A 14,161-nucleotide genomic window follows, 5' to 3' on the forward strand; every position below is an offset into this window, starting at 1 on the left:
CATCGGGCGGATCGGCCTGGCGCGACACACTCACGGAGACTCAAATCATGCAGGAAATCAAACGAACCCTTTCTTACGGCCTGGCTTCCGTCCTCGCGCTCGGCGTGCTGAGCGGCTGCGCCACGCAGTCGAACACGGCCAAGGCGCCCGAGAGCAAGCCAGCGATGGCCGCGCAGCCTGCTGCCCTGGCTGCGGCGCCGGCGCCAGCGGCCGCGGCCCAGCCGGCCACGGCCTCCACCCAGCACTACTTTCTGGTATTCCATGAAAACGGCCGGATTTATCCGATCGCCGATGCCAAGAATTACCTGGCCTTTCTCGATGTCAACGAGCTGATCTACACCCGCACCCGTGTTGGCGAAGGCCCGGCAGGCGAGACCCTCGTGTTCGGCATCGAGAAGAAAGAGGCCGACGACCTGAACAAGCCGGCCAAAGCCGAGCTTTTATACGACGGCAAGATGGACGTCTCAGGTCCGTTCTACGGCGAGGTGGTGAAGGATGGCCGCTTCCATGTGTTCGGCACCTGGCAGGACTTCAAGGACTACCTGGTCAACAAGGAAATCACCTACACCTTCACCGAAGTCGGTACTGGCCCCAAGGGTGAAACGGTGATCTATGCGATGAACAAGAAGACCAGCGCGGACGGCCGTCCGGTTGCGCTGATCGAGTCCTTCAAGAAGTTCCACAGCATCAAGTAAGGGCACCACAGCACAGGAATCAGGAAGGGGCGGGCCCTGTGCCCTCCCCTTCTTTTACTGAAGGGCTCCGGTGTTGCGGCGCAGACAAAAGATAACGCGGTGAATCATGGAAAAGATCGAGACCAACATCAGCAAGGTCGGCGGCTATACCGGCCAGCGCATGGCCAGGGACAGGCTGTTCAAGCATGTCATGACCTTTGGCGGCTTGAGCGTGATCATCGCCATCAGCGCCATCTTCTTTTATCTCGCGAGCGTCGTCGCGCCGATTTTCATGCCGGCACAGATGGACGATCTGCAGAAACTTTCCCTGCCGAAAAACGGCGGGGGAGCCACCGTTCACCTGACTTCGGAGGAGCAGGCCGAAATCGGCGTGCGCATGACCGATCGTGGCAGCGTGAGCTTTTTCGATTTGCGTGACGGCCGCCTGATGGCCGAAGAAAACGTCGCCCTGCCGGAAGGGTCCGAAATCCGCAGCTTCGCTGCGGGCGACCCCTCGCAGCAGGCGGTGGCCTATGGATTGTCCGATGGCCGCATGCTGATCCTGGAACAGGATTTCAAGGTCACGTTCCAGGTGGACCCGGAAGACTCCGAAAAGGACATCCGCACCATTACCCCGAGCATCGCCTATCCGGCGGGCAGCGAACCCCTGGTCGTCGACGAATCCGGCAAGGGCCTGATGCTTCTCTCCGTCCAGCACAACGAAGAAAACACCTCTGCCGTGGCGCTGACTGAGGACAACCGCCTGGTTCTGGCATCCTTCGTGAGCACCAGCAACATGATCACCGGCGAAGTCTCGACCGAACGCTTCAGCGTCGATCTGCCGCCGGTCGAGGGCGAGATCAGCCAGCTGCTGCTGGAAGTGAAGCAACGCGACCTCTACGTGGTACACGGCGGCCGTTTCGTCAGCCATTACGACGTCATGAACAAGCAGGCCCCGCGCCTGATGCAGACGGTCGCGCTGGTACCGGAGGGTGAGACCATCACCGCGGCGACGATCCTGAGCGGCGGCTACTCGCTCATCATCGGCACCGACCAGGGCAAGGTCGCACAGTGGTTCCAGGTGCGCGGCGACGACAACGTCGACCACCTGACGCACATCCGCTCGTTCAAGCCGATGGTGGGCCGGGTGACGACCATGGCGCCGGAGCATTTCCGCAAGGGTTTCCTGGCGGGCGACGACCAGGGCAATATCGGTCTCTACTACGCCACCTCCGAGCGCCTGATCCTCAAGCGCTCGACCGGCAGCGAGCCGGTGCGCGTGGTCGGCATCACACCGCGCGCCAACGCGATCATGGTCGAGAGCGCGGGCGACGCGATCCAGGCGGCGCGGGTCGAGAATGATTTTCCCGAGATTTCCTTCTCGTCGCTGTGGCAGAAGGTCTGGTACGAGAGCTACCAGGAACCAGAATACAGCTGGCAGTCCTCCGCCGCCACCTCCGATTTCGAACCCAAGCTGAGCGTCGCCCCGCTCACTTTCGGTACGCTGAAAGCCGCGTTCTACGCGATGCTGGTGGCCGTCCCGCTGGCGGTGCTGGGCGCCATCTTCGCCGCCTACTTCATGTCGCCGAAGATGCGCGGCGTGGTCAAGCCGTCGATCGAGATCATGGAAGCCCTGCCGACGGTGATCCTGGGCTTTCTCGCCGGCCTGTGGCTGGCACCCTGGGTCGACAACAACCTCGCCGGCACGCTGATGGCGATTTTCATGCTGCCGTTCAGCTTCGTCATCACGGCCTATGTGTGGCATCTGCTACCGCAGCGCCTGACGGCCGGCATCGGCGCCGGCTGGGAAGCCGCCTTGCTGATTCCCGTCATCATCCTGGTGATCTATGCGGCGATCCAGCTTGGGCACCCAATCGAGGCCGCCTTCTTCGGCGGCAACATGCCGCACTGGCTGACCAACGAACTCGGCATCACCTACGAGCAGCGCAACTCGCTGGTGGTGGGCATCGCGATGGGCTTCGCGGTGATTCCCACCATCTTTTCGATTGCCGAGGACGCGGTGTTCAGCGTGCCCAAGCACCTCACGTCGGGATCGCTCGCGCTCGGCGCGACGCCATGGCAGACCCTGTTCTTCGTCGTGCTGCTGACCGCCAGCCCCGGCATCTTCTCCGCCATCATGGTCGGCATGGGGCGCGCCGTGGGCGAGACCATGATTGTGCTGATGGCCACCGGCAACACCGCGGTGATGGACCTGTCCATCTTCACCGGCTTCCGCACCCTGTCCGCCAACATCGGGGTGGAAATGCCCGAGGCGGCCGTCGGCACCACCCACTACCGCCTGCTGTTCTTCTCGGCGCTGGTCCTGTTCGTGTTCACGTTTTGCGTGAATACGGTGGCAGAACTGGTGCGCCATCGCCTGCGCGAAAAATACAGCTCACTTTAAGGAAGAATCGCCATGCGTAACTGGTACAAAAGCGGAGAACCCTGGATCTGGACGACGGCCGGCGCGATCGCCCTGTCGCTGGTGGCGGTCTACACTGTGGTCTGGCTCACGGCGGCGCGCGGTCTGACCCATTTCTGGCCCAAGCCGGTCACCGAGGTGACTTTTCAGGAACGGGATGGCTCCAGCTCGCGCCTGATCGGCGAGATACGCGAGAAGCAGGAGGTGTCGCTCGTCCGTCTGCGCGAGCAGGGCTACGAGGTCGATACCCAGGACCTGTTTGCCGAGCGTTATCTGTTCAAGGTGGGCAACAAGGACCTCACCGGCGTTGATTTCAAGTGGTATCCCGCTCCTTTTCTGGGTGAGTTCACGTATCCCAAGGATCTGCTGGCCATCGAACGTCGCGAATGGGGCAACTTTTATGGCCACCTGAAAGCGGTTAAGGAAGCCGGCGTTGTGGTGGCCGAAGGGCCCGCGGCCTGGGAAGAGGCGCAGAAACGGCTGGAACGCTCCAACGCCCTGTTCAGGGAAGCGCTGCGTATCGAAAAAAGCGACATCGGCAAGATCAACTATGCGCTGGAAAAAGTTCGCCTGCGTGAACGCGGGCTGGAGATCGATGACAAACTGACTGAAGCCGCCAAGGCCGAATTCGCCCGGGAGCGCGAAGCGCGCGAAGCCGACTATCTGGTCTTGCAACAGAAGATGGACCAGCTCCGCGTCGACATCGAGCGCGACAGCGTCACGGTTGAAACGAACGACGGCCAGTTGGTGGACATTCCGCTGGCCAAGGTGGCCGACATGTACATGCCCAACGCGATGAGCGTGTGGCAGAAGATCGGCTTCTATGTACACAAGTTCACCGAATTCGTTAGTGATGATCCGCGCGAGGCCAACACCGAGGGCGGCATCTTCCCCGCCATTTTCGGTACGGTGATGATGGTGCTGCTGATGTCGGTGATGGTCACGCCGCTCGGCATCATGGCGGCGATCTACATGCGTGAATACGCCAAGCCGGGCCCGGTGATCCGCGCCATCCGCATCTCGGTCAACAACCTGGCGGGGGTGCCCTCCATCGTCTACGGCGTGTTCGGCCTCGGCTTCTTCGTCTATGTGCTGGGCGGCTCGATCGACGAACTGTTTTTCGCGGCAGCGCTGCCGGCGCCCACCTTCGGCAGCCCCGGCATCCTGTGGGCTTCGCTGACGCTGGCGATCCTGACCCTGCCGGTGGTGATCGTCGCCACCGAAGAGGGGCTGTCGCGGGTGCCGCGCACCATTCGCGAAGGCAGCCTCGCGCTCGGTGCCACCAAGGCCGAAACGCTGTGGCGCACGGTGCTGCCGATCGCCAGCCCGGCCATGATGACTGGACTTATCCTGGCGATTGCACGCGCGGCGGGCGAGGTGGCACCGCTGATGCTGGTCGGCGTGGTGAAGCTCGCCCCCAGCCTGCCGCTCGACGGCAACTTCCCCTTCCTGCACCTGGAGCGGAAGTTCATGCACCTGGGCTTCCATATCTACGACGTCGGCTTCCAGAGCCCCAACGTCGAGGCGGCGCGCGCGCTGGTGTATGCCACGTCGCTGCTGCTGGTGATCATCATCGTCGTGCTCAACCTGTTCGCGATCCGGCTGCGCAACCGCCTGCGCGAGCGTATGCGCGGACTCGAAGGCGTTTGATCGCCCCCTACCCCTACAACGATAGACCCGAAGGATTTAGAAATGAGCGAAGCCAGCCCGAAAACCCACGCGATCAAACTCGCCGACCTGGGACGCACGCAGACGGAAGAGACGGATGAAGTGGCGATCCGCGTCGAGAATCTCGATCTGTATTACGGTGAGGCGCAGGCTCTGAAGAACGTCAGCATGAACCTGCCAAAAAACCGCGTGACCGCGTTCATCGGCCCCAGCGGCTGCGGCAAGTCGACGCTGCTGCGCTGCTTCAACCGCATGAACGACCTGGTCGAAATCTGTCGCGTTGACGGCAAGATCCTGATGGAAGGCAAGAATATTTACGACCGTGACGTCAACGTCGCGTTGCTGCGCCGTCGCGTCGGCATGGTGTTCCAGAAGCCCAACCCGTTTCCCAAGTCGATCTTTGAAAACGTGGCCTACGGCCTGCGCATCATGGGGGTCAACAATCGCAGCACGCTGGACGAGGCGGTCGAGAAGGCCTTGCGTGGCGCCGCGCTGTGGAACGAGGTCAAGGACCGTCTTGACGAGAACGGCCTCAGCCTGTCCGGCGGCCAGCAGCAGCGTCTGGTGATTGCGCGTGCGATCGCGCTGGAGCCAGACGTGCTCTTGCTCGACGAACCGGCTTCCGCGCTCGACCCCATTTCCACCGCCAAGATCGAGGAGCTGGTCAACGAGATGAAGAGCCAGTACACCATCATCATCGTCACCCACAACATGCAGCAGGCCGCTCGCGTATCCGATTACACCGCCTTCATGTACATGGGCGAACTGATCGAGATCGGCCGCACCAACGACGTGTTCCTGACGCCCGCCGTCAAGCAGACCGAGGATTACATCACCGGCCGCTTCGGCTGATCGCGGCACGGGTGATGCGGGTGGATAGTCCGGGTACAGCGATGCGCCCGCCCCTTTCGAGCCAGCCTGGTGTGCTGCGGCCGGATGCCGAGGCTGACATCTCGGCGATCTTTGCCCCGCGGCTCTATCTGGTCGATGCCGATCCGCAGACACGCGCGCAGCTGGTGTCGTGTTTGCGCGAGAAAGGCTTTGACGTCGTCGCGGCGACGGACATGAACGCCGCGCCCCCGCCGGCGGATGTGCTGATCGTTGCACTGGCCGGCCTGGGACCGCGTGCAAACGTACCGGAATGGCTCGCGGCCAAGCCGGCCACGCCGCTGATCGTGCTGGATCGGCCCCAGGTGTTTCCCGGCCGCACCGCACCGCTGAGCTTCGCGCCGGATGCCCGGCTCAGCCTGCCGGTCCAGCCGCGCAAGCTGGTGGCCACGATCAGACAGGCGCTGAGCCTGGCGCGCATCGAATCCGCCGATCGCTATGCAGCGACCGCGCGCACCTATCGCTTTGCCGGCTGGCTACTGGATTCCGAAGCGCGCCAGCTGACCGCGCGCGATGGCACGACGATTCTGCTCGACCCGCGGGAATGCGACGTATTGAAGGCCCTGCTGACGTTTCCCCGCCAGGTGCTGACGCGCCCGCACCTGATTGCCATGGTCTGGGGGGCGGGCGAAGCCATCGAGAACAGGACACTGGATCGCCCGATCACGCGGCTGCGTCGTCACCTGGGCGACGACGTGCGTTTTCCGGTATTGCTCAAAACGGTAGTCGGCGTTGGTTATCGGCTCGACGTCGACGTCGAGAAAACCGACTCGCCGGCGGACGCAGCCGCGGGGTAAGGCCGGGTCAGTCGCCCTTCGCCCCGGCTTTTCTCAACGCGTCCAGCCACTTTTCAGCCTGCTTCGCATCCAGGTTTCCCGTCCCGCCGATCAGCGTCTCGTGCACCGGGGCGAAGCCCACGAAGCCGAGGATATTGCGTTCCAGCGCACGCACGCTGTGGGCGCGAAACACCCAGCGATAGAGTGCTGCCGGCATGCCCATGGTGACGACGACGCGGGCGGAGCGGCCGGCCAGGCGCTTCTTGAACATGGCTTGGCTGTCGCTGCGCTCGATGGCGAAGCCGGGACGCAGGACCTGCTCCAGAAAACCCTTCAGCAACGCCGGCATGTCGCCGAGCCAGAGCGGAAAGAACAGCACCAGGTGCCCGGCCCAGAGAATGTCGTCCTGCGCGGCGGCGAGACCGGACGGCACGCTGCCCTCCTCCCAGTTGGCGGGGCTGCGTAGCAGCGGAAAATCGAGCGTGGCCACGTCGATGCGCCGGACTTCGTGGCCGGCGGTGGTGGCACCGTCGGCGTAGGCGTCCGCCAGCGCGTGGCAGAGATGCGGCCGGAGGGTGTCCGGGTGGCCCTGAATCAGCAGGATGTGTTTGCTCACAGTGCGCTCCAAGCAAAGACCGGCTTTCAATGTAGCGGATTTTGCGGGGCCGGGAGGGGAAACGCGGCGCGAAAAAAAGCCCGGCAGGGCCGGGCCGATTCAGGAGGAGAGGTGCTTTAGTTGTTCTTGGTAGCGGTCGGCAGGCCGGCCTCACGCCATTCCGGGAAACCGCCGCGGAACCAGTGGACGTTCTTGTAACCGGCCTTGATCGCCATCACCGCGGACTTGTAGCCGCGCCAGCAGATGGTGCCGTCGCAGTAGACGATGAAGGGCGTGGTCTTGTCCTTGGGCAGGCGGCTGAGTGTCCACTGGTCGTCGCCCGGATCGAAGCCGACTTCCTTGGCGCTGCCTTCCTTGTAGGTGAGCGAACGCGCGCCCGGGATATGGGCCTTCTCGAACTCCTCTTCCACGCGCACGTCGTACACCGCCATGCCCTTGGCGATCAGGGCCTGGGCTTCGGCGGCGGTGATGACCTTGGCGCCGGGCAGCACGGTCGGGGTGGTGTTCAGCATCGAGCCGACGATCTTGAAGTCGTTCTTTGTGGCGGTGCTGAGTGCAAGATTGAGGCTGTTACCGTTTTGCAGCGAGGTGGACAGCTTCTTCTGGGTGCTGGCCGACACGGTCTCCGGCAGCACGCTCAGCGCGCGCAGCGGGACCGCCGTGCTGGTGAACACGATGCGTCCGCCGTTGGCGGCGGTCCAGGTCTTGGCTTCTTCTTCGGTCGCGACCGCGAGGTCGTAGCGGCCGATTTTCAGGCCAAACAGCGGTGCCTCCGCCATGCGGTGAAACTTCATCTCGGCAAAGTCGGCCTTGCTCAGGCCGCGACTGTTGATTTCGCTGCGTGCAATGCCGCCCATCAGCGATTCATAGTCAGGTACGCCGAGCCGGGCGCCGGATTTCGCGGCCAGTGTGCCTTTGAAATTGGGGCTGGCGACGAACGCGGCGGCGGTGGTTTCGTCGGACTTGAGCAGGGGCTCGAACTTGAAGCGGCCCAGGTTGGCGATGACCTGGGCGGGGCCGAACACCATGTCAAGGTTGCCGTCGCGCGCCTGCTTGAGGGCGGCAAAGCCCCGGGTGTAGTACTGCAGGCGGACCGGCTCGCCAATCGACTTTTCGACATCCTTGACGAATGCGCGATAGCGCTGGGTCGTGGCCATGTCCGCCAGGGATTCATGCTGGTCCAGCACGATGCCAAGGGTGAGCGGGGCTGCTTGCGCCGTGCCAGCAAGCAGCATCAGGGGAATCAGGGCATAACGCAACATGGCAGTCTCCTGTTGTGTTGGTGTGTTCAATTGCCGGCCGGGATGAGCCCGGGATCGGTCAGTACGGATGGTCCAGCAACAATCAGGCCAGCCAGCTCGTCAGGGTGGTGCGCAGGGCGGTTTCGTCGACCGGCAGCGGCAGCGCGGCATCGATGCGCAAGCGGGCGCGAACGGTGTCGAGCACCGCCTGATGGGCGGTTTCGTAGAAAACCAGGATGCGGGTCTGCGGCGTGGCCTGCGCGGCCGCCAGCAGGGATTCCAGGTTGGACAGGCGGTCGCGAAAGTCGGTCTGGTGATAAAAGTCCGCCACGATGACCGCAGGCGACGCTTTGCGCAGCGCGCTGATGGCCTTGCGCTCCGACCATTCGGTGACCACGGCGTAGCCCAGTTCCTGAAACAGCGTCTTGTAACCGGCTGTGCCGATGAAGGCATTGACCATCAGCAGGCGCGGCGCGCTCATGCGGCCGGTTTTTTGCCGGCGGGTTTTTTGGCAGTTGCAGCCTTGGCCGGGGCTTTTTTGGTGGCGGGCTTTTTCTTCGCGGCGGGCTTTTTCGCGTCCTTGGCGTCGGCGTCGGACGTTTTGGCTTTCTTCGCCGCCGCCGGCTTGGCTGCGGTCTTGCGCGCCGGCTTCTTGGCCGGGCCCTTGGCCACGCGCGCGGCGATCAGCCCAAGCGCTTCATCCAGCGTGATTTCTTCCGGCGTGATGTCCTTCGGCAGCGTGGCGTTGGTGCTGCCGTGCTTGACGTACGGGCCGTAGCGGCCGCTACGCACCGTGATGTCCTTGCCGTCCTCCGGGTGCGGGCCCATGTTCTTCAGTACCGAGGCGGCCGAATCGCCACGCGGCTCGCGTTCCATCGCCAGCACTTCGAGCGCGCGCGCCAGATTGATTTCGTAGACGCTGTCGGCCTTGGGGATCGACTTGAACTTGCCGTCGTGCAGCAGATAAGGGCCGAAGCGGCCGTTGTTGGCGACGATCGGCAGCCCGGTGGTGGGGTGATGCCCGACTTCGCGCGGCAGCGAGAGGAATTTCAGCGCCAGTTCCAGCGTCGCGCTGTCCAGCGGAATGTCCTTCGGCCACGAGGCGCGGCGCGGCTTCGGCGCCTTCTTGTCTTCTGGCATTTCGCCGATCTGCACATACGGCCCGAAGCGGCCCGACAGCAGTTTGACGTCGAGCCCGGTGGCGGGATCCTTGCCGAGGATGTTGTCGCCCTCGGCGGTGGCGGCGTGCAGCGGGCGCGTGTAATCGCACTCGGGATAGCCGGAGCAGCCGATGAAGAGGCCACGTTTGCTGGCCTGCATGAACAAGGGCTTGCTGCACTTGGGGCAGGGCTCCATGATCGGGCAGCCGCGCTCGACATCCTGCTTGGCTTTCAGCTCGCCATCAAACCCTTTCCAGAACTCGCCCAGCAACTGCGACCACACGCGAGTGCCGTTCGACACATCGTCGAGCTTGTCTTCGAGCTTGGCGGTGAAGTCGTAGTCGACGTAATGGCTGAAATGACGGGTGAGGAAGCAGTTGACCAGGCGGCCGATGTCGGTCGGCTGGAAGCGCTTTTTCTCCAGCACCACGTACTCGCGGTCCTGCAGCGTGGAAATGATGCTGGCGTAAGTGGACGGGCGGCCGATGCCGTGTTCTTCCAGCGCCTTGACCAAGGAGGCCTCGGTGTAGCGCGGCGGCGGCTGGGTGAAGTGCTGTTCGCCGTAGAGCTTGTCGACCGGCAGGGTTTCGCCCTCGACCAGCGCCGGCAATTTGGATTCGCCCTCTTCTTCCTCGTCGTCCTGATACACCGCGAGAAAACCGGCGAAGGCCAGTGTCTGCCCGGTGGCGCGGAAGGTGCCCTCGCCCACCGTGATGTCGGCGGCGACGGTGTCGAACTGCGCCGGCGTCATCTGGCAGGCGACGGTGCGCTTCCAGATCAGCTCGTAGAGGCGGATCTGGTCGTGCGTCAGAAAGGGTTTTACTGCTTCGGGCGTGCGCATCACCGCGGTCGGGCGCACCGCCTCGTGCGCTTCCTGCGCGTTCTTGGTCTTGGCCTTGTAGGCGATTGCGGCGGGCGGCAGGAAATCCTTGTCGAAGTTGGTGCTCACATACTTGCGGATGTCGGTGATGGCTTCCTGCGCCAGGTTGACCGAGTCGGTCCGCATATAGGTGATGAGGCCGACCGGACCTTCGCCGAGGTCGACGCCTTCGTACAGCTGCTGCGCGGTCCGCATCACGCGGTCGGTGGTCATGCCGAGCTGGCGCACGCCGGCCTGCTGCAGCGTCGAGGTGGTAAAGGGCGCGGCGGGGTTGCGCGAGCGGCGCTTCTTCTCGATGCGCATGACCCGCGCGTCTTTTGCTTCGAGCGTCGCCAGCCATTCCTTGCTGCGCGCCTCGTGTTCGACCGTGAACTGCTCGAGCTTCTCGCCGCGGAAATGGGTGAGTTTTGCGGTGAAAGCCTGGCTGCCTTTATGGCTGTCGAGGTGCAGCGTCCAGTATTCGCGCGGATCGAACGCCTCGATCTCCAGCTCGCGCTCGACGATCATCCTGAGTGCGGGCGATTGCACGCGGCCGGCGGACAGGCCCGGGCTGATCTTCTTCCACAAGAGCGGCGACAGGTTGAAGCCGACCAGATAATCCAGTGCGCGTCGCGCCTGCTGCGCGTCGACCAGGTCGGAGGCGATTTCGCGCGGGTTGCGCACCGCGTCCTGGATGGCCGATTCGGTGATCTCGTAGAAGGCCACGCGCTTCATCGGCGTCTTGACCTTGCGTTCCTTGAGGATTTCGCTGATGTGCCAGGAAATCGCCTCGCCTTCGCGGTCCGGGTCGGTTGCCAGCAGCACCAGATCGGCTTTTTTGGCCGCCTTGACGATGGCCTCGACGTGCTTGGCGTTGCGCTCGATCACCTGGTACTTCATGGCGAAGGTTTCGGTATCGACCGCGCCGGTTTTCGGCTCCAGGTCGCGCACATGGCCGTAGCTGGCCAGGATGTCGTAGTCGTCGCCGAGGTATTTTTTCAGCGATTTGGATTTTGACGGCGACTCGACGATGACGAGTTTGGACATAGGGTTTAGTGCAGACGTCCTGGCTCGTGGTTCAGCAACATGTCTTCCAGATGGGTGAAATGCTCGATCAGCCCGCGGCTCCACAACACGATCAGCGTCATCCAGCGCACGTGGTCCGGTTCGATGTCCTCGCCGCCCAGTGCCATCAGCCCGGAAATCACCCACTCGCGCGATTCGGGATCGAGGATTTCGGCGCCGACCAGGAAGGACAGCTCGGCGCGGCAGGCGTCGTTCAGGCGCTCAAGTTCTTCCGGCGCGTAATGGCGGTCGAAGGCCTGCGTCAGCCGGTCATGCGTTGCGCTGCCGGACAGGTTGGCGTACCAGTCGAGCGCGGCGTGGATGTCGGCCTCTTCGAAACCGGCGGCAAACAGGCGTTTTTCAAGCGCATTGCGGTCTGGCGCGAGTTCGGCCATGCGGAAGCTTTCGTAGAGATAAACCAGAATATCGAGCATAGGGTCAGTGGATTTTTTGGTAGCGCCCGCCGGGCAAGGATGCAATTCGCCCGTCCAGTTCAAGCGCCAACAGCTTCGCCGAAAGCGCTTCCAGCGTCAACCCGGTTCTTTGAGCCAGGGTGTCCACCGTGACGGGCGCGCCGTCGAGCGCGTCCAGAACGGGGTCGGTCGAGTGCTCCGGCAGAGACGGTGGCGTCAGGCGCTGCGGCCACGCCAGTTCGTCGAGGATGTCGGCGGCCGACTCGACCAGCTTGGCGCCCTGCTTGATCAGCGCATGGCAGCCGCGCGCCAGCGGCGAGTGGATCGAGCCGGGAATGGCAAACACGTCGCGCCCCTGTTCGGTGGCGACCCGCGCGGTGATCAGCGAACCGCTGTCGGGCGCGGCCTCCACCACCAGCACGCCCAGGCTCAAGCCGCTGATGAGCCGGTTGCGGCGCGGAAAGTGGCCCGGCAGCGGCGGCGTGCCGAGCGCGAACTCCGACACGATCAGCCCGTTTTCCACCAGCTGGTGTGCCAGCGCCTTGTTGCGCGCGGGATAGACGCGGTCGAGCCCGGTGCCGACGATGGCCACGCTCGATCCCGCCCCCGCCAGCCCGCCCCGGTGTGCCGCCGCGTCGATGCCGAGCGCGAGTCCGCTGATGATGGTGAGCCCGGCGTCGGACAGCGCGTGGGCAAACGCCTCGGCGTCGCGTACGCCCTGCGGGGTGGCGTTGCGGCTGCCGACGATGCCGAAGCCGGGCTGTTTCAGCAGGTCGCGCCGTCCCTTGCAGTACAGCACCGCGGGCGGGTCGGCGATCTCGAGCAGGGTTTTCGGATAGTCGTCATCCGCCAGCGTCATCAGACTGTTGCCGGGTTGTGCGAGCCAGGCTTGGGCGGCGTCCACCGCGGCGGCATCGGGTTCACCCAGCAGCGCGTCGCACTGGGCGGCCGACAGATGCAGCATCAACGCGCTGCGGCCGGATGCCAAAACGGCCTCCGGAGAACCGAAGGCCGTCAGCAGGCGAAGCAGGCTGGTGTTGCCCACCCCGTCAGCCAGGACGAGGCGCAGCCAGGGGTCGGTCACGCGCGCGGCATCTTCTGCGTGCGCACGATCAGGGGTTCCTGACCGTATCGAGCAGGTAGACCGGCCCGTCGGACTGCATGATCAGCGCATACGACACGCGGTCGTACACGCGGTACAGCATCACCTGGCCGCTGTAGGCGTCGGGCAGCTTGACTGCCCGGTCGCTGCGATTGCCGAGGCAGGTGCTGCGGAAGCTGTTGCGCACATCGGCCGCCTGGTCGTAGGTGACCTTGCTGCCTTCCTTCAGGCAGCGCACGTCGCTGTAAAGCCAGGCGCCGCCATCGGGGACGCCGGTGGCCTTTTCATTGACCCAGGTCATGCGGTCTTTTTCGTCGCGCGTCAGCATCACGGCCTGGCCTTCGCGAAACACCGACAGCACATGACCGGGTTCGAGGCCGTCGCGGCTGCCGCGGTTGATCACCACGGTCTGGTAGCGGCCGCTGTCGGACAGGCCGCCGTAAGCCGAAATGATGCGGCCGCTGACCGCGGTTTCGGGCGCGTGCGGGATGTATTCGAAGGTGGTGCTTTCGTCGGCTTCCACCAGCTTGTCCTTGGGCAGGATTTCCTGGGCCGACTGGGTGATGTGGATTTTCTGCGGCGCGCCCTCGACCAGGGTGCGCGCATCGCCCAGGTATTCGACTTCGTAGCCCAGCACTTCGCCGGTTTCCGGGTCCTTGAGCTGCTTGCCGGGGCGCAGCACGTTCCAGCGCGTGACGCCGGGCTTGCCGCCGGTGGCGAAGGCGTCGTCACCCGCGGCCAGCACCACCCGCTCGGCATTGCTGCCCAGAATGAAGGGCGCGTCGTCGAGCGCGCCTTTCGGCACCACGCGCGGCTGCGACAGGAAGGGGTGGATCACGCGGATCGGAATGGCCGGAATCGCGTCGCTGCCGATTTCGCTTGCGCGCGCGCCGGGCGACAGCCGGACGGTCTGCATGCCGCCCTTGTCGCCCCGCACCAGCGACAGCCGCGGCGCCTTGCCGCTGCGGTCGAGCACGATCAGGTCGCCCGGATAAATCAGGTGCGGGTTGCGGATCTCGTCGCGGTTCAGATTCCAGATCTGCGGCCAGCGCCACGGATCCTTGAGGAATTTGCCGGAGATGTCCCACAGGGTGTCGCCCTTGACGACCACATGGGTGTCCGGGGCGTTGTCCTGCAGTTTAAGGGTGTCAGCCAGCGCAGGTGCAGCCAACAGCAGGGCAAGAGAAACAACGAGTAGACGCACGGGGGAACCCTCCATTTAGACCTTGTCTAATTTTCCGTTGAAAATATACTGTGCGCTTAGCTTACGGCTATCC

The 14,161-nt window shown here is 64.1% G+C and carries 12 protein-coding genes; 5 read left to right on the plus strand and 7 right to left on the minus strand.

Going from position 1 to position 14,161, the window contains the following annotated elements; genetic code table 11:
* Positions 1-47: 47 nt before the first annotated feature.
* The 5 genes from Q8R61_RS03000 (at position 48) to Q8R61_RS03020 (ending at position 6,449) form a co-directional block, all read left to right on the plus strand.
* Entirely contained in the window at positions 48-695 is a 648-nt protein-coding gene (locus Q8R61_RS03000) for a hypothetical protein (protein ID WP_305534058.1), read from the plus strand.
* A 106-nt stretch (positions 696-801) separates the two neighbouring features.
* Positions 802-3,078: an ABC transporter permease subunit gene (locus tag Q8R61_RS03005; protein WP_305534060.1), complete on the plus strand. Its 2,277-nt coding sequence runs from the start codon at positions 802-804 to the stop codon at positions 3,076-3,078.
* 12 nt (positions 3,079-3,090) lie between these two features.
* Positions 3,091-4,746, plus strand: coding sequence for a phosphate ABC transporter permease PstA (gene pstA, locus Q8R61_RS03010; protein ID WP_305534061.1), 1,656 nt, complete (start codon positions 3,091-3,093; stop codon positions 4,744-4,746).
* Between the two features lie 42 nt (positions 4,747-4,788).
* A complete protein-coding gene (gene pstB, locus Q8R61_RS03015) occupies positions 4,789-5,616 on the plus strand; it encodes a phosphate ABC transporter ATP-binding protein PstB (protein ID WP_305534063.1) in 828 nt (275 codons plus the stop codon).
* Between the two features lie 41 nt (positions 5,617-5,657).
* Positions 5,658-6,449 carry a response regulator transcription factor gene (locus Q8R61_RS03020; RefSeq protein WP_305534065.1) on the plus strand — a complete coding sequence of 264 codons (792 nt, stop codon included), beginning with the start codon at positions 5,658-5,660 and terminating at the stop codon, positions 6,447-6,449.
* A 7-nt stretch (positions 6,450-6,456) separates the two neighbouring features.
* Here the strand turns inward: Q8R61_RS03020 and Q8R61_RS03025 are convergent, their stop codons facing one another.
* From Q8R61_RS03025 to Q8R61_RS03055, 7 genes are all read right to left on the minus strand, one after another.
* The gene (locus Q8R61_RS03025; protein WP_305534067.1) at positions 6,457-7,044 is read right to left on the minus strand and encodes an NAD(P)H-dependent oxidoreductase; all 588 of its coding nucleotides are present in this window, start codon (positions 7,042-7,044) and stop codon (positions 6,457-6,459) included.
* 116 nt (positions 7,045-7,160) lie between these two features.
* A complete protein-coding gene (locus Q8R61_RS03030; protein WP_305534069.1) occupies positions 7,161-8,306 on the minus strand; it encodes a rhodanese-like domain-containing protein in 1,146 nt (381 codons plus the stop codon).
* 82 nt (positions 8,307-8,388) lie between these two features.
* Positions 8,389-8,766: a hypothetical protein gene (locus Q8R61_RS03035; protein WP_305534071.1), complete on the minus strand. Its 378-nt coding sequence runs from the start codon at positions 8,764-8,766 to the stop codon at positions 8,389-8,391.
* Positions 8,763-11,351 carry a type I DNA topoisomerase gene (gene topA, locus Q8R61_RS03040; RefSeq protein WP_305534073.1) on the minus strand — a complete coding sequence of 863 codons (2,589 nt, stop codon included), beginning with the start codon at positions 11,349-11,351 and terminating at the stop codon, positions 8,763-8,765. The genes Q8R61_RS03035 and topA overlap by 4 nt, the downstream gene beginning before the upstream one ends.
* A gap of 5 nt (positions 11,352-11,356) precedes the next feature.
* Positions 11,357-11,803, minus strand: coding sequence for a DUF494 family protein (locus Q8R61_RS03045; RefSeq protein WP_305534075.1), 447 nt, complete (start codon positions 11,801-11,803; stop codon positions 11,357-11,359).
* A 4-nt stretch (positions 11,804-11,807) separates the two neighbouring features.
* Positions 11,808-12,866, minus strand: coding sequence for a DNA-processing protein DprA (gene dprA, locus Q8R61_RS03050; RefSeq protein WP_305534077.1), 1,059 nt, complete (start codon positions 12,864-12,866; stop codon positions 11,808-11,810).
* 28 nt (positions 12,867-12,894) lie between these two features.
* On the minus strand, positions 12,895-14,088 hold the full coding sequence (locus tag Q8R61_RS03055) for a LysM peptidoglycan-binding domain-containing protein (RefSeq protein WP_305534078.1): 1,194 nt from the start codon (positions 14,086-14,088) through the stop codon (positions 12,895-12,897).
* Between the last annotated feature and the right edge of the window lie 73 nt (positions 14,089-14,161).

The organism is Thiobacillus sp. (genome assembly GCF_030696885.1).
Lineage (GTDB): Bacteria > Pseudomonadota > Gammaproteobacteria > Burkholderiales > Thiobacillaceae > Thiobacillus.